At 46.8% G+C, this 22,383-nt stretch carries 15 protein-coding genes; 10 read left to right on the top strand and 5 right to left on the bottom strand.

All coding sequences use genetic code 11. The features are described 5' to 3' along the window. Nucleotides 1-134 precede the first annotated feature (134 nt). The 4 genes from Q1V85_RS21295 to tsaB form a co-directional block, all read right to left on the bottom strand. A complete protein-coding gene (locus Q1V85_RS21295; protein WP_300602958.1) occupies nt 135-1,283 on the bottom strand; it encodes an aminotransferase class III-fold pyridoxal phosphate-dependent enzyme in 1,149 nt (382 codons plus the stop codon). Nucleotides 1,284-1,435: 152 nt separating this feature from the next. Beyond that, nucleotides 1,436-2,083, bottom strand: coding sequence for a rhodanese-like domain-containing protein (locus tag Q1V85_RS21290; RefSeq protein ID WP_300602956.1), 648 nt, complete (start codon nt 2,081-2,083; stop codon nt 1,436-1,438). A gap of 99 nt (nt 2,084-2,182) precedes the next feature. Next, the gene (locus Q1V85_RS21285; protein ID WP_300602953.1) at nt 2,183-2,569 is read right to left on the bottom strand and encodes a metalloregulator ArsR/SmtB family transcription factor; all 387 of its coding nucleotides are present in this window, start codon (nt 2,567-2,569) and stop codon (nt 2,183-2,185) included. Nucleotides 2,570-2,625: 56 nt separating this feature from the next. Next, nucleotides 2,626-3,288 (bottom strand): tRNA (adenosine(37)-N6)-threonylcarbamoyltransferase complex dimerization subunit type 1 TsaB, encoded by a 663-nt coding sequence (gene tsaB, locus Q1V85_RS21280; protein WP_300602951.1) that lies wholly within the window; start codon nt 3,286-3,288, stop codon nt 2,626-2,628. 73 nt (nt 3,289-3,361) lie between these two features. Between tsaB and Q1V85_RS21275 the strand changes: the two genes are divergently transcribed. Then, complete coding sequence (locus Q1V85_RS21275; protein WP_300602948.1) at nt 3,362-3,742, top strand: RidA family protein; 381 nt, start codon at nt 3,362-3,364, stop codon at nt 3,740-3,742. Between the two features lie 218 nt (nt 3,743-3,960). Further along, on the top strand, nt 3,961-5,805 hold the full coding sequence (locus Q1V85_RS21270; protein ID WP_300602946.1) for a 2-oxoacid:acceptor oxidoreductase subunit alpha: 1,845 nt from the start codon (nt 3,961-3,963) through the stop codon (nt 5,803-5,805). Between the two features lie 72 nt (nt 5,806-5,877). Here the strand turns inward: Q1V85_RS21270 and Q1V85_RS21265 are convergent, their stop codons facing one another. Beyond that, nucleotides 5,878-6,489 carry a porin family protein gene (locus tag Q1V85_RS21265; protein WP_300602943.1) on the bottom strand — a complete coding sequence of 204 codons (612 nt, stop codon included), beginning with the start codon at nt 6,487-6,489 and terminating at the stop codon, nt 5,878-5,880. Nucleotides 6,490-6,715: 226 nt separating this feature from the next. On the opposite strand from Q1V85_RS21265, the gene Q1V85_RS21260 reads away from it, so the two are divergent. The 8 genes from Q1V85_RS21260 (at nt 6,716) to Q1V85_RS21225 (ending at nt 22,300) form a co-directional block, all read left to right on the top strand. After that, the gene (locus tag Q1V85_RS21260) at nt 6,716-8,179 is read left to right on the top strand and encodes a patatin-like phospholipase family protein (protein WP_300602940.1); all 1,464 of its coding nucleotides are present in this window, start codon (nt 6,716-6,718) and stop codon (nt 8,177-8,179) included. Between the two features lie 160 nt (nt 8,180-8,339). Next, the gene (gene nth, locus Q1V85_RS21255; RefSeq protein WP_300602938.1) at nt 8,340-8,966 is read left to right on the top strand and encodes an endonuclease III; all 627 of its coding nucleotides are present in this window, start codon (nt 8,340-8,342) and stop codon (nt 8,964-8,966) included. A 252-nt stretch (nt 8,967-9,218) separates the two neighbouring features. Continuing rightward, a complete protein-coding gene (locus tag Q1V85_RS21250; RefSeq protein ID WP_300602935.1) occupies nt 9,219-9,785 on the top strand; it encodes an RNA polymerase sigma factor in 567 nt (188 codons plus the stop codon). A 45-nt stretch (nt 9,786-9,830) separates the two neighbouring features. After that, a complete protein-coding gene (locus Q1V85_RS21245; protein ID WP_300602932.1) occupies nt 9,831-10,877 on the top strand; it encodes a FecR domain-containing protein in 1,047 nt (348 codons plus the stop codon). Between the two features lie 25 nt (nt 10,878-10,902). Next, nucleotides 10,903-14,271, top strand: coding sequence for a TonB-dependent receptor (locus Q1V85_RS21240; RefSeq protein ID WP_300602929.1), 3,369 nt, complete (start codon nt 10,903-10,905; stop codon nt 14,269-14,271). A 20-nt stretch (nt 14,272-14,291) separates the two neighbouring features. Then, nucleotides 14,292-16,082: a RagB/SusD family nutrient uptake outer membrane protein gene (locus Q1V85_RS21235; RefSeq protein WP_300602926.1), complete on the top strand. Its 1,791-nt coding sequence runs from the start codon at nt 14,292-14,294 to the stop codon at nt 16,080-16,082. A 34-nt stretch (nt 16,083-16,116) separates the two neighbouring features. Further along, on the top strand, nt 16,117-19,260 hold the full coding sequence (locus tag Q1V85_RS21230; RefSeq protein WP_300602923.1) for a glycosyl hydrolase: 3,144 nt from the start codon (nt 16,117-16,119) through the stop codon (nt 19,258-19,260). A 166-nt stretch (nt 19,261-19,426) separates the two neighbouring features. Further along, nucleotides 19,427-22,300, top strand: a complete 2,874-nt coding sequence (locus Q1V85_RS21225; protein WP_300602920.1) for a prolyl oligopeptidase family serine peptidase — start codon at nt 19,427-19,429, stop codon at nt 22,298-22,300. Nucleotides 22,301-22,383: the final 83 nt, after the last annotated feature.

The following is a 22,383-nucleotide window of genomic DNA, read 5'->3' as shown; positions in this document are numbered from 1 at the left end:
AAACAATACTTGCTTTTTTGCAGCAAATTCCCGGCTTTGCCGGTATCGTCAGTATATATTTGCATTACAGTTGTTGTGGGCAACGCAGCAATGATCTTTTGTTGTTTGTACCCGTCTTTTGCACAAAACCTTTATCACACCGTGGCATGCAGCGCCGCAATCTCCTCTTTGATGGCCTCAATGAATTCCTCGGCGTCTTTTTTCTTTAAAGCTAAAGAAGGCAGCAGCCGGATCACATTGGGTTTGGCCTCTCCGGTAAATATTTTATGATTGTTCAGCAGGTTCTTTTTCAGGGCACCGAGCTCACTGGGAACATCGAAGCCAATCATCAGACCACGTCCTCTTACATTATTGATTTCCGGCAGTGCCGCCAGCTCTTCGCGCAGGTATTTACCTACCATTACGGCATTGCCCATCAGTTTTTCTTCGCGGATCACTTCCAGTACGGCCAATGCTGCTGCACAGGCCAGGTGGTTGCCACCGAATGTGGTACCCAGTTGAAAATGCCTGGGCTGAATATGTGGGGCAATGATGATACCGGCTACAGGAAAACCGTTCCCCATACCCTTTGCCATCGTGTAGATGTCGGCATTGACCCCTCCAAAATCATGGCTGAAGAATTTCCCGGTACGTCCATAACCACATTGCACGCTATCTGCAATATATAAGGCACCGTATTTGGTACACAGGGCCCGGATCAGTTTTAAAAAGGATTCGCTGGCTACATTAATGCCGCCCACACCCTGGATCCCTTCGATGATCACAGAAGATACTTCTTTGCCATGTTTGTCGAAATATGCTTCCAATGCGTCTTCATCATTAAAAGGAAGAAATACGACGTTGTCGGTTTCGTTTACGGGGGCTACGATATTTTTATTATCGGTAGCAGCCACAGCCAGGGAGGTTCTTCCATGGAAGGCCTTATTAAAGGCGATGATCTTTTTGCGGCCATTGTAGAAAGACGCCAGCTTTAAAGCATTTTCATTTGCTTCAGCACCCGAGTTGCAGAGAAACAGCTGATAATCTTCCTTGCCGGAAACCTCACCCAGTTTTTTTGCCAGCTCCTGTTGCAACGGTATCCGGATGGAGTTGGAATAGAATGCGATCTTTTCCAGCTGCTCCTCAATTCGTTTTACCCAGTGCGGATGTGTGTGTCCGATACTGATAACGGCGTGTCCGCCATAAAGATCCAGGTACTGGTTGCCCTGGTCATCCCAAACATACGACCCTTTCGCTTTTACAATAGTAACATCGTTCAAGGGGTAAACATCAAATAAATTCATTATACCGTTGGTTTAAAAAAAATATGCCTGTAACCAGGCAATCGAGGCTATAAAATTAGGTAAAATTGTTCATAGTTCATGGTAAATGGTTCATCGTTCATAATCATTCCTTTTATCCATGAACCCCGATCCATCAACCATTTACTCTCTTTCTAATTCAGCATTCCCGGTTCCTTTACGATCTGGGCCCGGGGTTCTTCCTTGATCTTTTTCCAGCCCCCGGCCACATTCCGGAGGTTGTGCAGCCCCTGTCTTTTTAAAACAGATGCCGCAATCACACTGCGTGTGCCACCCCCGCAATGCAGGTAGAGATTGTCCTTGTCTTCGATGGCAGAAGTGCGCAGGGGATCATTGAGCTCGCCCAACGGCAGGTTCACGGCGTCTTTGAGATGCCCTTCCGCAAATTCGATGGGTTTGCGAACGTCCATAACGATCAGGTGCTCATCAAAGGGAATGTCCATCATCAGTTCATCGGACTCTACATCAATGATCATATCCAGGGGATTGCCGGCATTGGCATAGCTGGTAAATCCACCTTCGAGGTTTCCTGCAACGTTATAGCCCAGTCGCTGTAGTTGTTCTGCAGCCTGTGCGGCTGTGTCTTCTTCAGCTACGAGCAGTACCGGTGTGGCTTTGTCCAGCACTGCGGTAGCCCACTCTTCAAACTGTTTGGCGCCAAACGGCACATGAATGCTTCCCGGAATAAACCCAACCTTAAATAATTCGGTAGCCCTCGTATCCAGGATCACCGGGCCGTTTTCGGCCATTTGTAAAAAATCGTTCAACGCTAATGTGTTCATTTCTTCAATCTGTTTAAACAGCCGCAAAGTTATGGGTAAAAAAAAGTACCGCTCTTATAAAAAGAGGGTACTTGAAAAGATCTTTAAAGGCCTTACATCTTAACCAAGAAGATCGGACACAAAGCGGTTTAAATCCTTCATACGATCGGTATTTACCGTGTAATAGATGAATTTTCCATCGCGCTCTGTATTTACAAATTCGGCCTTGCGGAGAATCGCAAGGTGTTGTGAGGCTACCGACTGTTCGATACGTAATTTTACGTAAATCTCAGTAACGGTAATTTTGTCCTGGGTGTCGATCAGCTTCAGAATTTGCTGTCGCAATTTGTGGTTAAAGGCTCTCAGGATCAAGGCGGCTTTTTTTACATTGAGAGTATCAACAGTGATGTGGCTACTGTTTTCTTTTTTTAACGTAAAAGAAATCTGGTAATTGCTCATTGTTCTGTATAAATAGAGTTTATTTGAATGGCCAACAAAGTTATACATCCATTTAAATTATTTGATATTTGCTGGTACTAAAATCGTATATAAATTTCCGTAATTTAATTTTTGTTAAAATATACCGCCTTTAAATAGAACGGTTCAACGTATGAAAGATCGGCAAACTGATTTTCCCGGTAGTGCTTAATCGTTAAAAAAGGCATATCTGCTGCACGGTAACGGGTGTTGCTAAAGATTGCATTTGAATGTTTTATGGTGGTCTGTAATTTTTCTGCCGCATTACCGGTAAACAGCACCTGGTAGCTTGCCAGCAGGTCTTCAAAACTGTGTTCGTTCACAATCAGGGCCTCCGGGGGCCGAACGATTGTTAAATCTTTTTTGTACACGGCGGTATAAATTTCCATCCTGCGCGCGTCGATAGCCGGGCAAATCAGGTCTGCCGGCGTTTCTTTTACGGCGTTGGCCATTATTTCCAGGGTGCTCAGGCAAATAAGGGGTTTATGAAGCGCAAAACACAATCCTTTTGCAGTGGCCAAACCGATCCGGAGCCCGGTATAAGAACCCGGGCCATTGCTGACGGAGATGGCATCTAACTTATTCATTAATATATTGTTAGATGCAAAAAGATCCCGGATGGCATTGCCAATCCAGGAAGCATGGGCGGTAGTAGCGGCGTTTTCTGTATAAGCTATTATTTCCTCATCGTCCGATATGCAGATTGATGCATAATCCACCGCGGTATCTATATTTAAAAACAACGCCATTCCACAAAAATAACACAAACAGCTTTTTGTGCATGCAATCCATTCAAACTATATTCGTTTTCAAATCATTTATATGGAAAAGAAAATCATTACCACCGATAAAGCCCCGGCCCCCATTGGCCCCTATAACCAGGCCGTACTGGCAGGTGACACCTTATATATTTCGGGCCAGGTATGCATTGATCCTCAAACCGGCGGGCTGAATAACGGCAGTCTGGAAGAAGAAACACACCAATGTATGCGCAACCTGGAAGCCATCCTGGCAGCGGCCGGGCTGAATTTTTCCAACGTGATCAAATCGACCATTTTTATCACGGATATGCACCGTTTTGCAGAGATCAATAGTGTTTATGGTCAATATTTTACGATCGATTTTCCAGCCCGCGAAACGGTTCAGGTGGCGGCGCTCCCCAAGTTTGTGAATGTAGAGATCAGCATGATCGCAGTACGGTAGGAATACAGCTGTCAGCCTTTAGCCCTCAGCTATCAGATTCAGTTATCAGTTATCAGTCTTCAGCTCGTAGCCTTGGAAGCTTCATATTGATGGCTAATTAAGCTGACGGCTGAAAGCCGATCACTACCTGCTGAAAGCTCCCGGGCTCCGTCATTTTACAAATTCGTGGTAGAAGCTCCCGATAACTGTTGTACCTTTGCATCCCAATTATTTTTGATATGGTTCGAAATCAGGAGGTGCTACAGGATGTAGTCATCAAGTTTGCAGGAGACAGTGGCGATGGTATGCAATTAACCGGAACGCAGTTTACCAATAATACAGCTTTATTAGGGAATGATCTTTCTACATTTCCCGATTTTCCCGCAGAAATACGGGCTCCGTTAGGGACCCTTCCCGGCGTAAGCGGCTATCAGCTCCGGTTTTCATCGGATAGCATTTACACACCCGGTGACAACTATGATGTGCTGGTGGCGATGAATGCAGCAGCATTAAAGGCCAATCTCGCTACCCTGAAGAAAGGGGGAAAGATCATTGTAAATACCGATGGATTTGACGCTAAAAACCTGCGGCTGGCCAATTATCCGGACGGGGAGAACCCGATTGCGGATGACAGCCTGCAGAATTACGAGGTCATTAAGATGGATGTAACCAAAATGACCCGCGAGGCGCTGAAGGAATTTACCATGGGCACCAAGGAAAAAGACCGGGCCAAAAATATGTTTGTGCTGGGCTTTTTATACTGGATGTACGACCGGGATATGGAAAGTTCGATTAACTTTCTGAAGGAGAAGTTTGAAAAACGCCCTGAAATCCTGGATAGTAATATTAAAGTATTGCAGGCGGGGTATAATTACGGCGACACCACGGAAGCGTTTACCACCACATATAAAGTAGAAAAGGCGCGTATGGAGCCCGGAACGTATCGTTCCATTATGGGAAACCAGGCGCTGGCGCTGGGACTGGTTGCCGCATCGCAAAAAAGCGGTTTACCCATGTTCCTGGGTACCTATCCCATTACACCGGCCTCAGATATTTTACATGAACTGAGCCGGTATAAGAATTTTGGCATCCGCACCTACCAGGCGGAGGATGAAATTGCCGCTATCAGCGCTGCCATTGGTGCTTCTTATGGCGGATCATTGGGGGTAACCACTACATCCGGACCGGGTATGGCCTTAAAAACGGAGGCCATGGGACTGGCGGTAATGCTGGAGATCCCGCTGCTGATTATTGATGTACAACGTGGAGGACCTTCTACCGGGCTGCCCACAAAAACCGAACAATCGGATCTGTTACAGGCCTATTATGGCCGTAACGGCGAGTGCCCGATGCCCGTGATCGCGGCCGCTTCCCCGGCAGATTGTTTTGATGCGGTTTATGAAGCGGTAAAGATCAGCGTACAACATATGGTACCGGTGATCCTTTTAAGCGACGGGTACATTGCGAACGGAGCAGAACCCTGGAAATTTCCAACTGAAGCCTCCCTGCATCCCATTCATGTGAAGTTTAAAACGGAGCTGGGACATCATGAAGATAAATTTCAGCCGTATATCCGGGATGAGAACCTGGTGCGGCCCTGGGTAGTGCCCGGTACAAAAGGCCTGGAACATCGCATTGGCGGTATCGAAAAACAGAATATTACCGGTAATATCAGTTACGACCCGGCCAACCACCAGCAGATGGTAAAGGTCCGCCAGGAAAAAGTAGACAAGATCGCCGAATTCATTCCGGAGCAGAAAATCGATACGGGAAAATCGGAAGGGGATGTATTGGTATTGGGCTGGGGATCTACCTATGGGGTGATCAAATCCGCCGTCCTGGAATTACAGGCCCGCGGAAAATCGGTGAGCCATGCGCATCTCCGGCATTTAAGGCCCTTTCCCAAAAACCTGGGTGAGCTGCTGCGGCGCTTTAAAACCGTACTGATCCCGGAAATCAACAACGGCCAGCTGATAAAGATCATCCGCGACCAATTCCTCATTGATGCAAAAGGATACCATAAAATTATGGGCGTTCCTATTACCAAGCAGGAACTGATCGAAGAAATAGAAAACTATTTGTAAAAAAATACGCATTTAAATAAAAGGCGGCGGTGTATTTGTACCGCCGCCTTTTGCATTTCCGGGATGCTATTGTTATTTGAACCGGTATCCCAGCGTAATTCCAAATGCGCTGTAGTGCGCCTTTACATCCTTCACGGCTTTTGCAAGACCCAGGTCGCCATTCAGGTTTAAAGACAGTCCGCTTCTTAATTCGTACCCGATTACAAGTTTTGCACCGGCGTCGAATCGCTTAAACCCTTCACTATCCATATTGCCCCAATCTTCTGTTTCCGACATGTTTCCGGAACTGGCTTTTACTTTTCCGATTCCATAGGAAAAATAAGGGCCAGCAGCTAAAATGACCTTGTTGCCACCGCTCACCTCGGGATTGTACTTAAAAAGTATGGGCAGTTGTAAAAAAGGCAGGTTTAATTTTAATTCGCCTGAGGTATTGTCAAAGGTGCCATTTGTTTTAAGCCCGTTCTGAAGATAGTTTAATCCCGGTTGAATTGAAAATTCATCCGATATTTTAAGATCGTAATTTACGCCAACCTGAAAGCCTGTTTTTAACTGAGACCCGGATACATCCTTCCCGGTTACATTGGCAAAGTTGACACCCGCCTGGATTCCAAGCCCCGATTGTGCATTCATAATTGCGGCACTCATTACAGCAATAATGCCCAGTGTTAGTTTTTTAATGTACATAATGTTTCATTTTGATAGTTAAGAAATTTTCGCAATATACAGCTTTACCGTCTGTATTGAAATGTATTTAATGAATGGTGCGCTATTCGGAAGAAATTGAGTCGGGGAAAACAGGGCTCAACTTTTCGGGGAGCAGATCTGGTGAATAACCAAAAACAGCGATGGTGTTCCGGAATATTAGGGGATAAAGTATCTTTATAGGGCTCCTTTAATAAAACTAAAAGCGATGGGCGCCTCTAAAAGATTAACCCCCCTTGATTTTATCAACAGTCCAAAGGTGTTGCAAAACCTGCAGGAATTAAGCGCGCAATTTGGTGCCAATGGCGAACGCCTGGTAATTTCGGATACCCTGGATAAAGACGGGCACCAGTATGTGAACCTTGTTCAAAAAGGAGGCGGTGTGCTGGGTGTAGCCCTGGTGGGGTATACCTATATTCTTGAGCAGATGGGCATCCGTTTTATGCGCCTTGCCGGAACCAGTGCGGGGGCGATCAATACCGCCTTGCTGGCCATTACCGGGAATAAAGAAGAACAAAAGTCAGCAAAGATCCTGGAAGCAATTGCACAACTGGATTTCTTTGACCTGGTGGACGGCCACCCTGCGGCCCGGTGGCTGATTAAAAAGTTCATCACTAAAAGCAGTTTTTTAGAAAAAATAAAAAGGTGGGCGAATGGCCTGGGCATTTTCTATTCCATATTGCTGACCGTTACATTCATATGTTTATGGTTGCTGCCGCATAACACACCAATGCAGCAATTTACACAAACGCTGGTAGTCGTGTTGCTGGTCATAACCCTGTTATTGGGCGTATTCGCCTGGTATATCAGTCGCCTTTTAAAGCGATTGCGCGCCAGCGGCTATGGCATTAATCCCGGCAATTTCTTTTATGATTGGCTGAAGCAATTGATGAAAGAGAACGGGGTAGCGCACCTGGACGACTTTCGCCGCAAGGCTGGTCAGCAGATAGAAGGGCTTCATTTGAGGCAGGCGCATCCCGATGGACTGGATGGCCTGGCGCCGGATGTAACAATTATCGCATCGGAACTGATCACAGAGAATAAGATCGAATTTCCGAAAATGTGTAACCTCTTCCGGCCTGCTGACCGGATGCATGAATTGCACCCCGCCGGCCTGGTGCGGGCATCGATGGCCATTCCCCTGTTTTTTGAATCTTATTTTATTTATGGGATACCACATACCAACGGGGAGGTAAAAAAGGCATGGATGGATACGTTTGGTGCGCAGGAACCGCCTATGGAAGCCCGTTTTGTAGATGGAGGAATTCTATCCAATTTTCCTATTAATATCTTTTACAACCCCCATGTGGTGGTGCCACGGCTTCCCGTATTTGGAATTGACCTGGATGACAGCAATCCCGGCGATACCGGGAAGAATACGACGGTATGGACCCTGAGCGGCTATTTTTTCAGGATCTTTAATACGGTGCGGAATTATTACGACAAGGATTTTCAGCTGAAGAACAAGGTCTATTCCCGTGGCATCGGCCGCATTTCCCTGCCGGATTTTAACTGGCTGAACTTTTTTATTACCGATAAAGAAAAGCAGGTGTTGTTTGAACGCGGTGCGGAAGCGGCCACCCGGTTTTTGCTGAATTTTGACTGGGAGGCGTACAAACAGGACCGAAGTTTTATGCAGGTAGCGCTGGAAAAGAAAGAACAGCAGCCTTAGGGATCGCCATCTGCGGTCAGCTTCTGGCGTTCAGCCTTTAGCATTCAGCTAATAGCTGTCAGAGTCTGTATCCGTTCCTTTCTGTTCGAATGATTCAGTGTTTAGAAAACCAAATCCTGCATCACTCAAAAAGTCGTAATTTCAATACAAATTCTATTTTATGAGCGCCCCTGTTAACTGGCCCCAGGCCATCCAACCGCTTTTAAAAAAATACAAAGCCACCAAACATCCGCTGGATTATAAAAATACCTACCAGTTGTTGGTGATGGTAGTGCTTTCTGCACAGGATTCTGACCGGCACATCAACCAGATTGCCCCGGCTTTTTTTAAAAACTTTCCAACAATGACGGCGCTCTCAAAAGCTACAGAAGCGGCCATTGCAGCGCAGATCAGTGATGTGCGCAATTTTGGAAACAAGGCCCAATGGCTTTCTGAAATTGCACAATCGTTAAAAAGAGATGCCGCCATTCCGCTAAACCTGGAGGCCCTGACGGAATTAAAAGGAATCGGCAGAAAATCTGCAAATGTGATCCTCCGCGAAAGCGGCAAAGCTCCCGAGGGTGTGATCGTTGATCTGCATGTGGTAAGAGTAGCGCCCCGGCTGGGCATTGCCACCGGAACCGATCCCAAAAAAATAGAAAAGCAGATTATGGACATACTGCCGCAAAAGGACTGGGATGCCGGTATGGCCATGTCATTTTTAGGAAGAGAAATTTGCCGGCCTACCAACCCGAAATGCGAAATATGCCTGATGAATAAGGTATGTAAATTTTACAACGGGTATTAGATGTTACTGCCTGGGGCATCCTTCCTCTCATCCTACCATAGCGGTACATGACACCGCAGGATGGTTGCAACCGTATTATGATCTATTTTTGGCAGGATCGATGCGTATTGTAAAAAACTGCAGCATGTAAGGACAATTGTTTTTGGGGAATAAATGGCCGCTTTTGAAAGATTATTATGGATGGCCACTTAAGTTTTCAAAGAAATTTTCCATAATTTCCATCGCTCATTGTCAGAGTTAATATAAAAAGGGTTGGAAATTTCCTGGACAGGTATTGAAGTTGGAGACAAGGACGCTTATTCCAATGCGTACAGGAAGCTGTATGAGCGGTTTTATAATTACGGTATAAAATTGATAGCGGACAGCGGACTGGTTGAAGATGTGATCCAGGAAATCTTAATGATGTTATGGGTAAACCGTGAAGGGCTGCGTTCTATAAAAAATCCGGACGGATATTATTATGTGCTTTTTAGAAGAGCATTAAGCAAACGGGTTGCTTCCCTTGCAAAAACCAGGGCCATTGACAGTGCAGCGTTCGAGCCTGAGTTTGCTGCAGATGTTGTTTTTATTAAACAGGAAACAGATCAGGCACTTAAAGAAAAGCTAACTACAGCCATTAATACACTTTCACCCCGGCAGCGGGAAGCATTGTTCCTCCGCTTTTATGAGGGGTTCTCTTATGAAGAAACGGCATCTATCCTCGGTATTTCGGTAAAGGCAACGTACAAACTCATGGCAAGAAGCCTTCTTACCTTACGGGACAAGGTTTCGGTTCCCCTTGTTTACATTTTTTTCTTATTAAAGGAAAATTTTAATTAACAGATGGGGTAATTTTTTGTTTTTCTTACTCATTATACCGGAGGGATGAAAAAAGCAGACAAATACAGGCAATACGTGCTCAGGGATTTTTTATGTGATGCATATTTCCAGGATTGGGTACATAAGCCTGATGAAGAAAAGCATGCTTTTTGGGAAACATGGCTGCAGGCGAACCCCGGTAAGAGAGCGGAGGTCGAATCAGCACGCCAGATATTGCTGCATATTGATTTTAAGATCAGCAGTCCGGATCCAGCAAAAGTAGAAGCCTCTTTGAACCAGGCGCTGGCTGCTATTGAAGAAGGAGCACAAAAGCCATCAGGAGCACACGGCTTTTTGATAGCAATCCGGCGCTGGAGAGTGGCAGCGATCTTGATCCCATTGCTGTTGATCAGCTCATTGATTTTTTGGTGGGTAAAAACGCCCGGGCTATATGCGATCAAAACCGGGTATGGAAAATTTTCCCGCCTGGTTTTACCAGACAGCTCTGTGGTGGTATTAAATGCCAACTCCACGGTAAAGTATGGAAAAAAATGGGACAAAAACGCGCCAAGAGAATTATGGTTAAACGGGGAAGCTTTTTTTGATGTAAAGCACCTTGACAACGATCATAAAATAGAAAATTACGAGCGGTTTATTGTGCATACGAACAATACGACCGTGGAGGTATTGGGAACGTCATTCGATATCCGCGAAAGAAGAGGGCGAACGGAGATCGCTTTACAAAAAGGTGCGATCCGGGTAAGCTTTTCAAGAGCCGGAATGCAGCCGGTAATTATGAAGCCGGGCGATATATTGCTGGTAGATTCGTTGCAGGTAATCCATCGCAGTTCAAATATAGAGCATGCGCTGAATGCCTCGTCCTGGAAGGAAAAGAAACTGGTGCTTTCGGATCCGGCCCTGTCGGAAATTTTTAAGTACCTGGAAGATATTTACGGCAAGCGGTTTATCCTGGAAGACCCGGAACTGGCCGGGAAAAAACTGAATGGTCCCATATTAATAGATTCACTGGATGACGCGCTTTTTGTGATGTCAACTGCTTTAAATATATCATTCACTAACGAGGGTGATAGCATAAGAGTAAACTTCAAATAGTTTTTCACTTATAATAAATGTCCATATGTTAAAAAAACGCTTGTTGCTTATAGCATCCCTATGCCTGTTGGGGTGTATGTTCTACTGCCCGGCGCTGATGGCGCAGGCCGGCGGCAAAAAAGTTTCCATTGAAGAAGCTTTAAACCAGGTAAAGAAAATGTACGGTACACAGTTCGTGTATGATCCGGATCTGTTAAAAGGCAAAACAACCAATTACGCTCCGGATCCGTTAAAATCAAAACAGGTAGAAGACGTACTAAAGGGCATACTATACCCGAATAACCTGGTTTTTCTGTATGTAAAAAAGAATTATTATACCATTGTTCCAAAAGAGCGGATCGGTGAGCCTTCATCTGAAAAGCAGCCCGTCGCCGAACGGGAAAAAGAACGGGATGTGGCGCCCGCATTGGATTTAAGAACGGTTTCCGGGGTTGTGCGCTCAGAGGCGGGCAGTCCTGTTGCCGGAGCCAGTGTTACTGCCCGCAACACGGGAAGGGGAACGGCCACCGACTCAAAAGGTGCATTCTCCATTGGTGTAAGCGGCCGCAACGATGTATTGACCATCTCGAATGTTGGGTTCAAAACGCAGGAAATACCCGTTGGTGGCCAAACCACGATAAATGTGAGTTTATCTGCGGAAACCGCACAGCTGGATGAGGTGGTGGTGATTGGATATGGTACTGCAAAGCGCAAAGATTTTACGGGCGCCGTTGCCTCCGTAAAAGTAGAAGATGCCGCGGTAGGCATGCTGCCCAATTCCAGTCCCCTGGATGTGTTGAAAGGAAATGTTTCTGGTTTAAATATAGGCGTGGCAAACGCTGCGGGCAGCCAGCCGTCGATGCTTATAAGAGGACAAAACTCTATAAATGGAGATACCAACCCATTGATCGTGCTGGATGGGGTTATTTTCCTGGGCAGTCTCAATGATATCAACCCCAATGATATCGCCGCTGTAGATGTGTTGAAGGATGCTGTTTCGGCCTCCGTATATGGATCAAGATCAGCCAACGGGGTAATTGCCATTACTACAAAAAAGGGAAAAAAGGGTAAACCCTCTATTAACCTGAATGCTTCCTACGGTGTGCAGTATTGGCAAAACAGGCCGGTTATGATGAACGGTGCGCAATGGATTGAATCCGTAAACGCCCGAAACAACTATACGCCGGGGTCTACAAACTGGATGAAGACCGGCGAACTTGAAAATTATAATAACGGCAGGGAAACCAACTGGCTGGATGCGATTACCCGCACGGGTACGTTTGAAAACTACCAGGCGGCCGTTTCAGGTGCTTCTGAAAACGTAAATTATTACCTGTCGTCTTCCTACAACAATAATAAAGGTATTGTAATTGGCGACCGGTATGACCGCATCTCCGTTTTAAGTAAAGTAAATGCCCGGGTTACCAAATGGCTGGAACTGGGCCTTGACGGAGCGTATAATGTATTGGATTATTCAGGGGTATCTGCAAATGTGCTCTCTGCAGAACAGATGTCTCCCTATGGCGTTATGTACCGCGATGATCAGCACCACCTGGAAAAATATCCGTATACACAATCGGCGATAAACCCCTTATGGGGCGTACAGGATGGCACCATCGACAACCTGGACCGGAGGAATAATTTCAGGTTAAATACCTACGCGGTGGTTTCGGTACCCTGGGTAAAAGGGCTGAGCTACCGGTTGAATTATTCTGCAAACATGGACAAAAATGAATCCGGAGGTTTTTATTATGAAAATTATTATATAGCGGAAGGGGAAGGCATACAGCGATACAGCACCGCTGCCATTAACGGGCTCCTCTCCAAAGCCAATGGCAATCTGCAGCACACAACCAACTACAATTATGTTATTGACAATATCCTGAATTATAAAAACCGGTTTGGCCAGCATTCCATTGATTTAACTGCGGTTGCTACAAGGGACTTTACAAGAAATGACAGTGCCAATATCATTGGTTCCGATTTCGCAGCGAATGGCAACTCTTTGTTAGGCATCTGGGGCTTGTCTAAAGCAACAGTGCAGCAAAATGCCCTGGTTGTAACCCAACGGGCGAATATCGGTTACCTTGCCCGCCTGAACTATGAATTTGCCAATAAGTATATGCTGAATGCCTCTTTCAGGAGAGATGGCGCGTCGGTTTTTGGGTCTAATACAAAATGGGGCGATTTTGGTGCCGTAGGTCTTGCCTGGCGTATTTCAGGCGAGGAGTTCATGAAAAATATTGCACCGGTCAATGATCTTAAATTAAAAATTTCCTGGGGGCAAAACGGAAACCAGGGTATCAGTCCCTACGGAACATTGGCCAAGGTGGTTAACGGTCTTTCCGGTGGTTACCGGTACGAGTTTTCCAATACCGGAAGCAATATCCTGTATGGACTGGCGCAGTCAACCCTGGGTAATAATGACCTGGGGTGGGAAACAACAGCTGCCTGGAATCTTGGTATTGAAGCGGCCCTGTTGCAAAGAAGGATCCTTTTTGACCTGAACCTGTATACCTCTAAAACTACGGATCAGCTGTTCGTTCGGGAAATACCCATCATGACCGGCTTTAAATCCATTAATGCATCCATGGGCGAAGTGGCGAATAAAGGACTGGAATTATCCGTAACAAGCGTAAATATCCAGCAAAAAGATTTTAACTGGTCTACGACCTTAAACTACTGGATTAACCGGAATAAACTGGTGCATCTGTATGGTACGGACCGGAACGGAGACGGAAAAGAAGATGATGATATTGCCAACAGCCTGTTTATCGGCAAATCCCTGGGAGCGATTTATGGCTATGAACAGATCGGGATCGTTCAGGCGGCAGACAAAGATTATATCGCATTGAATGGTGCGGCCCCCGGTGATCCCAAATACAACGATATCGATGGCACTCCCGGGATATCGGTGAACGACCGGAAGATTCTGGGTTATGCTAAAGAAAATTTCAGAATGAGCATGAGCAATACGGTATCTTACAAAAACTTTGAGCTATACGCCCAGGTTTCCGGAATCTTCGGAGGAAATGGTTTTTATCTCAACAACAATACGGGGGCTTACCTGTCAAGGTCTAACCGGTTTAATGATAACTCTATATATGTTCCCTACTGGACACCGGAAAACGCCGGCAATGTTTATCCATCGGCTACTTACTCTGCCGATTCCAGATTTTTAGGGTTACAATCAAGGAGCTTCGTCCGTTTACAGGATGTGGTCCTTTCTTATACCTTCCGGCAGCCCTGGATGCAACACCTGCATGTATCTAATTTGCGGTTATTCTTTTCGGGAAAAAACCTGGCAACATTTACCCATTGGGATGGTGGTGATCCGGAACTGGGAAGCACCGTAAAAGATAATGTCATCCCGGTGCCGGCAACCTATTCCTTTGGATTCTCTGCAAGATTTTAAATTCATTTAAACTGATTACCATGAAACGGTTCTTACATATTTTAACAGGATTATTGATTTGTTTTTTAGGGCATTCCTGTAAGTCGGATAAGGATTTTCTACGAGAAAAACCGGAAACCTTCTATACGGTGGATAATGCGTTTTCAACTTCAGCACAGGTGGATCAGGTGCTTATTGGTATTTATGCAAATATACGGGAAGCCTGGACCAACCCCAATGAGCAGGGGTGGATGTTTATTTTCAAAGGCAACGGAACCGACGAATTTGATGTGCCCAGTATCCGGAGAGGCAGTACGTTTAACAACTACGCCAACATTAACCCGGATAACGCCAATTTTTATAATATCTATAGCTTTTGGTACGATCTGATCAGCAAAGCCAATCTGGCCATTTATGCGGCCAACCTGCCGCAGGTGAAGTGGAATACGGATGATGAAAAAAAATATGCCCTGGCACAGGCACGCTTTTTCAGGGCCTTTGCGTACCGGAACCTGGGTGAAACATTTGGCGGTGTACCGATTGTTACGGAGATCTCAACCGTCCCCAAATACGATTTCACCCGTTCTACCAGGCTTGAAACCTATGATTTTGCCATTACGGAAATGGAAGCCGTATTAAATGATTTACCTGCTACAACGGCGGCCGGGGGGCGCGTGGTAAAAGGTGCTGCCCAGCATAACCTCTGTGAACTTTACCTGGCAAAGGGTATTGAGCTGGATGCCACATCGAAGACCGCAGAGGCAAAAAATGCCTATGATAAATCCATTCAGTATGGCAATGATGTAATAGATGGTGGGGTTTATTCCTTAATGCAAAGCAGGTTTGGTAAACGGGCAACGGAAGCAACGGTCAGCATTCCGGTGTACAAGGGAGGTGTTTATAATACGGCGAACATTGTAGACACGATTCAGCAGGCAACCAATGTTTTTTGGGACTTATTCCAGGATGGAAATGTGAATTACCAGGATGGTAATAAAGAATGCATCTGGGCGGCGCAGGTTGATTATACCGCTTACCGGGGTGGCGACGGAAAATCGAAGCTGCCCTATTCCAGAACTTATGGACCTGTATTCAGGGATGGATCTTCTGGCAATATAACCGGAACCAATGAGGATGTTGGCGGTCGTGGCATTTCGCAGATGATGCCCACGTTTTATGCAAGAGAGGAAATATTCAGCTCTAAATGGGGTGGAGATATGCGTAACAGCGATGCAGCTTTCCGCCGCAGGTTTAAAGGCAATGTAGCCGCTTCCTCCTATTACCGGCAGGATGTACCCTGGACGGTTTTATACAATGGCAGTGCAGACAATACCACCAATATCAATAACAGGAGCCTTTGCTACCCCATTTCCTGTAAGATCGCTACCGATAAATATACGGGGATAGCGGACGGTGAAAACATGAGCAACCTGTTTCGTGATGAATACATCATCCGTTTACCGGAAACCATCCTGTTGCGCGCCGAAGCCAAACAGCGAAGCGGTGATAAAGCTGGTGCGGCCAGCGATATCAACCTGCTCCGTACCCGTGCACAATGCAGTTACAAAGTTACCGCCGGAGACATGGATGATAACTTCAATCTGATCCTGGATGAACGCGCCCGGGAATTGATATATGAAGAGTGCCGGTGGAACACCCTGCTGAGAATGGGCAAGACCATTGCAGTAGAACGGATAAAAAAATATGCATACTGGCCGGAAGCACAGGCTACGCTGACCTTTAATTTTAACCTCTGGCCCATTCCGCAAAAGGTAATTGAAACCAATAAAGATGCGGTCATTGCACAGAACCCTGACTGGATAAATAAATAAACATTAGTACCATTCTATAAAATATCTTTAGCAAATGATACGCCGCATCGTTTTTTTTAATATTTGTTTGATTGCTGGAGCGCAATTTTTGAACGCACAGCAAAGAGGGTATGATTTACACACCAGTAAAAATGTTTCTGTTGATCAGATCAGAAAAGGGTTTGGTACACCACCGCCTGAGTCAAAACTGCGTTGCTACTGGTGGTGGCTCAATAGCATGGCTACCAAAGCATCGATAACCCGGGACCTGGAGGAAATGAAAAAAAAGGGATATGGCGGTGCATCACTGGTAGATGCCGGCAGCTCCAGTTATAATGAAGCGCGGAAAACCGCCGCCGGTCCGGTATTTATGAGCCCGCAATGGATGGAATTGTATAAACATGCGGTAAAGGAAGCGGACCGGGTCGGTATTGAACTGAGCGTAAATATACAAAGCGGCTGGAACCCCGGCGGGCCCTTCGTTACACCGGAGTATGCGCTCAAAAAGCTGGTGACAGCAGACACGCTTATCCGCGGAGGCCGGAAGCTTTCCCTGGCGTTGCCACGGCCACCGGAAACATTGATGTACCGCGATGTATTGGTGCAGGCCATCCGCAAGCCTTCCGGCAATATGCTGTTAAAAGATGCGGCCATCTCCGACTGGTCCTTAAAAACATTTAACCGTTCCATGGGTGGCGCCGGCATCTACCCGCTGTATAAATTCCGGTCGGGCTTTGATACGGTTTCCGGAACAACACCTTTGCAGCAGCAGACCATCATCGATCTTACCAGCCGTTTTGATGGAAAGCAGCTAAACTGGGAAGCGCCTCCGGGGGAATGGATCATCATTCGCTATGGCTGGACGAATACCGGTGTGGTAACCTCCACTACCAGCGATGGCTGGAACGGTCTGTCCCTGGATCATATGAGTCCGGCGGCCTTTAACTTGTTCAACCGTTCGGTGATCACCCCGTTGATCCAAACCGCAAAGTCTGCCGGGAACAGCGTGCACTACCTGCAAACCGATAGTTGGGAAATGGGCGTGATCAACTGGACACAGGATTTCCCTACAGAATTCCGGAACCGCAGGGGATACGATATCCGACGGTTTATGCCAGTGCTGGCCGGGTACCTGGTAGAAAGCCAGGAGCTCACCAACCGTTTCCTATACGATTTCCGGAAAACCGTGGGTGATTGTATCCTCGATAATCATTATCGTTTATTTTACAACACCGCGCACCAGAACGGTATGGGTATTCATCCGGAGTCCGGGGGGCCGCATTCCGCACCGATCGATGCCTTGCAGGTAATGGGGATCAACGATTTTCCACAGGGTGAATTTTGGGCCATGTCTAACACGCACCGGGTTTCCGATGCTGCAAGGCTCATCGTAAAGCAAAGTGCCTCCGTGGCGCATACCAATGGAAAGCGCTTTGTGGGAGCCGAAGGGCCTACCAGCATCGGACCGCAATGGGAGCGTTCTCCAAAGGATCTTAAAAGCAATATCGACCGTATCTTCTGTTCCGGTGTTAACCGTATTGTATGGCACACCTTCACTTCCTCACCACAGGAATATGGTTTGCCGGGGAATGAATATTTTGCAGGAACGCATATGAATCCTAATGTGACCTGGTGGCAGGAGGCCGGCGCTTTTGTTTCGTATTTAAACCGGGCCAGCTACCTGTTACAGCAGGGCGTATTTGTAGCGGATGTATTATATTATTACGGGGATGATGTGCCCAATTTTGTCTTTTTGAAAGAAGAATTTCCGCAGCTACGGTTTGGATACGATTGGGATAAATGCTCCCGTGATGTGGTGCTGAAGCGGCTTTCCGCAAAGAACGGCTACATACAATTGCCGGATGGTATGCAATACCGGCTGCTGGTATTGCCTCCGGAGCAGGCCATCAGCCTGGACGTATTGAAAAAAGTAGAACAGCTCGTAAAAGAAGGCATTACGGTATATGCGCCCCGTCCGAAGGCTGCTACCGGTTTAACCCAATATCCGCAGAGCGATCAGGAACTGGTGCGGATCGCCGGCCGCTTATGGGGAAATATAGATGGTACATCGGTAACAGAGAACCGGTATGGTAAGGGACGCGTTATTTGGGGACGGGATATTAACGAAGTGCTGGCATCGATGAAGATTGCTCCGGACTTTAGTTTCACAGCAGCGGATCCGCAAGCTTCATTCGATTATATTCATCGCAGTTCAGACGATGCCGATATCTATTTTTTATCGAACCGGTTTGAACACCGGCAGTTCAATGATTTTGAATACCGGTATCTGCCGGTAGTGCCGGACCGTTATGAACAGATCGAAGCCAGTTTTCGTGTTACCGGGAAAGTACCGCAGTTATGGGATCCCCGCACAGGTGAAGTAACGGACATTGCGGTATACCGGCAGGAAAAAGATCGCACCGTTATTCCGCTTCATTTTGAACCCGGCGGATCAAAGTTTATTGTATTTAAAAAGGCGGGTACTCCGGATGTGCATATTACATCGATCACGCAGAATGGACAGGCGATCTTCCCTGGTAATACAAGGAAGGCAACAGAACAGGTACCGGTGCAGATCCGCCGGAATCAGCAGCAGGTGGTTGCCGCTGTTTATGAAGAAGGCATGTATACATTTACCTGGTCTAACGGGAAAACGACCACCCTGCATCCGCAAAAAAACAAGAAGGAATATACCATCAGCAATCCCTGGAAACTGCAGTTTGACGCGGCCTGGGGGCCTGCAAGCCCGCTGACGCTGGATACATTGAAATCCTGGACGGAGTTGGAGGATCCCAACGCAAAATTCTACTCAGGAAAAGGCCAGTATACCACCACAATGGTGTTACCAGCAGATGCGCTTAAAAACAACCGTGTGTTTATTGACCTGGGCAATGTTCAGGACCTGGCAACCATTACCATCAATGGAAAAACGCTGGAAACCAGCTGGTGTTTTCCATACCGTGCCGACATTACCGGGTTGGTTAAAGAAGGCCGCAATGAGATCAGCATATCCGTAATAAATCTTTGGGCAAACCGGCTGATCGGCGACAGCAAATTGCCCGAAGCAGAGCGGAAGACCCGTACCAACGTGGTGAAATTTGAAAAAGAGGGATCGGAAAAACTGCTGCGGGTTTCCGGTTTGCTGGGCCCGGTAAAAATCATTACTGTGCCGGAACAGCCGTTATCACTGCCGCAATAGCCGGGAAAAATACAGCTTATCATAAAGCGGCATCAGACGTTTACAGTTCTGATGCCGCTTTGTTTCTGGTCGGTGTTTGGCATTAGCACGGCGCATTTCCAGCACGGGCTAAATACCTGTTTTCCTTTTTTAACAAATAGTAATAATTTAGCCAAAAATTGGCTGAATGAAGAAATTGATCTTGACCACCCTTACAGGGTTGGTATGCCTTGTGGCAATCGCTCAAAAAAAGCCGTTGGATCATACGGTTTATGACCGCTGGCAATCTATTGGTAAAACGGTGCTGAGCAATAACGGTAAATGGGCAGTGTACAATATAAATGTGCAGGAGGGCGATGACGAACTGGTGATACAGGCGGCTGATCAATCCTATAAAAAAATGATAGCAAGAGGTTATGATGCCCGCATCACCGGGGACAACCGCACCGTGGTTTTTAAAATCAAACCGCTGTACAGTGAAATACGGCAGGCAAAGATCAAAAAGAAAAAGCCTGCCGATATGCCCCGGGATTCGTTTGCTGTCGTTACATTGGGTGAAGACCGGGTATTGAAATTCCCTGGTCTGATCTCATACAAAGGTCCCCGCGATCAGAACGAATGGGTCGCCGGCCTTCTGAAAAATGAACCGAAAGAAAAAAATCTGTATCAGTCGGATAAAAGCAAGGATAGCCTGCGGCAGGTGATCGACTCCCTTCAGTATGTAATCAATAACCTGAAACCGGTAAAAGGAGACGCTGATAAAGACAGTGTAACGGATTTTGGCAAAAACAACCGGCTGTTATTGATCAATACGGCTACCGGCGAACAACGCTATTTTACCAATGTAAGCGACTATGTGTTTAATAAAATAGGCAGCCAGCTACTGATTTGTCAAACCCTCGATCTGAAAGATACGGCCCGTTCGGCGCGGGTGATCCTGTATCATTTGGCCACAAAAAGAACCGATACCCTGCTTCGCGGAGGCAATGATTTTAAAAACCTCGCACTTTCCGACGATGGAACCCGCGCGGCCTTTGTAGCAGAAAGAAATGCCCGTCCCAAAGCGCTGCAAAAATTTTATAAGTTGTGGTATTACCGCCAGGGTATGGATAGTGCCATGGTGCTGGTGGATACACTTACCCAAAACCTTCCCCAGGGCAGTACGGTAAGTGAATACGGCAAGGTGAGTTTTAGTAAGTCCGGCAACCGGCTGTTATTTGGCACAGCGCCCATCCGGCCGCCGAAAGATACAAGCCTGGTGGATATTGATAAGGTAAATGTAGATATATGGAATTACAGGGATGATTATTTGCAGCCCTATCAGCTGGAGAACCAGAAAAAAGACCAGGAGCGAAGCTACCTGGCTGTTTATGATTTTGATCAAAGCCGCATGACGCAGGTGAGCGGGAAGGCCCTCCCGTATATTTATGAAGCATTGGAAGGCGATGGTAATTATTTTGTGGCTGTTACCGATACCGGCCGGCGTGTAGCCTCCCAATGGACGGGGCGCACGCCCAAGGATGTATACCGGATCAGTATCAATGACGGCCGGTTTGTACCGGTGGTAAAGGACCTGGACGGGCAAATAGCGGGCTCCTGGATCGCCCCTTCAGGAAAATATGTGCTGTGGTATGATAACCGGAAGCAACATTATTTTGTTTTTGATGGTACGGCCACCCGTAATATTACCGCTGCCATCAAAACGCCCTTATACGATGAAGAGAATGATGTGCCGGATGATCCATCGCCCTATGGTGTGATGGGTTGGACAGAGGGAGACCGTTCGGTGCTGATTTATGACCGGTATGATATCTGGATGGTGGATCCGATGGGTAAACAGGCTCCGGTAAATCTTACAAAGAACGGCCGGCAACAAAAACAGACCTATCGTTATATTTCAACCGATCCGGAAGAACGGTATATCCGGCCGGCAAATAAAAACCTGCTGAGTACGCTTAACAACGGGAATAAAAAGGCCGGGTTTGCCATACTGGAAAACAACCGGTTGACCACATCCCTGTTTCCTCTGCAACTTTTCGGGGAGCAGGCCTGCTATTACGACTCGGTGGTAAAGGCGAAGGATGCTCCTGTATATACCTACACCAGGGAAAGCTATACGCAATCGCCCGATCTGTATGTTTTCGGCAACGGAAAAGAAGCGAAGCTTTCTGCCATCAATCCGCAACAGGGGCAGTATAACTGGGGAACAGCCGCTTTATACCATTGGACCACGTTTTCCGGTAAACCCGCTACGGGTATCCTGTACCGGCCGGAAGATTTTGACAGCACAAAAAAATACCCGGTATTACTTTATTTTTATGAAAAGCTTTCCGATAATTTATACCGGTACATTCCGCCGGCACCTACTCCCAGCCGGTTAAATATTTCTTTTTTTGTAAGCCGGGGCTATGTAGTGCTGGCACCTGATATTTCTTATACGATCGGTCATCCGGCAAAAAGCGCTTATGACTATATTGTCAGCGGGGCCAAAGATTTAACCCGTCATGCCTGGGTAGATGCCGCTCACATGGGCATCCAGGGGCAAAGCTGGGGTGGTATACAGGTGGCACAGCTTATTACCATGACGCCGATGTTTGCGGCGGCCTGGGCCGGGGCTCCCGTAGCCAATATGACCAGTGCTTATGGTGGTATTCGCTGGAAAGGCGGGGTGAACCGGCAGTTCCAGTACGAAAAAACACAGAGTCGCATTGGGGCTACCTTGTGGAAAAAACCGGAGTTGTATATTGAAAACTCGCCGCTTTTTCATCTTCCGAAGGTAACCACACCACTGGTGATTATGGCCAACGACAATGATGGCGCCGTTCCCTGGTACCAGGGCATCGAATTATTTACGGGCATGCGCCGCCTGGGCAAACCGGTATGGATGCTCAATTACAACGGAGAGGAACACAACCTCGTGCAACGTAAAAACAGGAAGGATATTTCGATACGCGAACAACAGTTTTTCGACTGGTTGCTGAAGGGTGCCAAACCGCCCCGGTGGATTACCGAAGGCGTACCAGCCGTAAACAAGGGCATTGACTGGGGATTAGAGCAATAAAAGTTAAGTGGGGTTTTGTTGCTCCCGGTCACTGCTTCTAAAACAAATCGCCGATCGCCAGTGGTCTGATCGCTGAAAGCTGA

The organism is Niabella sp. (assembly GCF_030150205.1).
Classification (GTDB): domain Bacteria; phylum Bacteroidota; class Bacteroidia; order Chitinophagales; family Chitinophagaceae; genus Niabella.
The sequence above is the reverse complement of the archived record's forward strand: the minus strand, read 5'-3'. Positions and strand labels throughout refer to the sequence as shown.

Excerpts from the sequence above, each read along its gene's own strand:
- Q1V85_RS21260 (WP_300602940.1), top strand. The coding sequence starts at position 6,716 with ATGGGCGCCTCTAAAAGATTAACCCCCCTTGATTTTATCAACAGTCCA.
- Q1V85_RS21270 (WP_300602946.1), top strand. The coding sequence starts at position 3,961 with ATGGTTCGAAATCAGGAGGTGCTACAGGATGTAGTCATCAAGTTTGCA.
- Q1V85_RS21295 (WP_300602958.1), bottom strand. The coding sequence starts at position 1,283 with ATGAATTTATTTGATGTTTACCCCTTGAACGATGTTACTATTGTAAAA.
- tsaB (WP_300602951.1), bottom strand. The coding sequence starts at position 3,288 with ATGGCGTTGTTTTTAAATATAGATACCGCGGTGGATTATGCATCAATC.
- Q1V85_RS21235 (WP_300602926.1), top strand. The coding sequence starts at position 14,292 with ATGAAACGGTTCTTACATATTTTAACAGGATTATTGATTTGTTTTTTA.
- nth (WP_300602938.1), top strand. The coding sequence starts at position 8,340 with ATGAGCGCCCCTGTTAACTGGCCCCAGGCCATCCAACCGCTTTTAAAA.
- Q1V85_RS21225 (WP_300602920.1), top strand. The coding sequence starts at position 19,427 with ATGAAGAAATTGATCTTGACCACCCTTACAGGGTTGGTATGCCTTGTG.
- Q1V85_RS21240 (WP_300602929.1), top strand. The coding sequence starts at position 10,903 with ATGTTAAAAAAACGCTTGTTGCTTATAGCATCCCTATGCCTGTTGGGG.
- Q1V85_RS21290 (WP_300602956.1), bottom strand. The coding sequence starts at position 2,083 with ATGAACACATTAGCGTTGAACGATTTTTTACAAATGGCCGAAAACGGC.
- Q1V85_RS21230 (WP_300602923.1), top strand. The coding sequence starts at position 16,117 with ATGATACGCCGCATCGTTTTTTTTAATATTTGTTTGATTGCTGGAGCG.
- Q1V85_RS21265 (WP_300602943.1), bottom strand. The coding sequence starts at position 6,489 with ATGTACATTAAAAAACTAACACTGGGCATTATTGCTGTAATGAGTGCC.
- Q1V85_RS21285 (WP_300602953.1), bottom strand. The coding sequence starts at position 2,569 with ATGTATAACTTTGTTGGCCATTCAAATAAACTCTATTTATACAGAACA.
- Q1V85_RS21275 (WP_300602948.1), top strand. The coding sequence starts at position 3,362 with ATGGAAAAGAAAATCATTACCACCGATAAAGCCCCGGCCCCCATTGGC.
- Q1V85_RS21245 (WP_300602932.1), top strand. The coding sequence starts at position 9,831 with ATGAAAAAAGCAGACAAATACAGGCAATACGTGCTCAGGGATTTTTTA.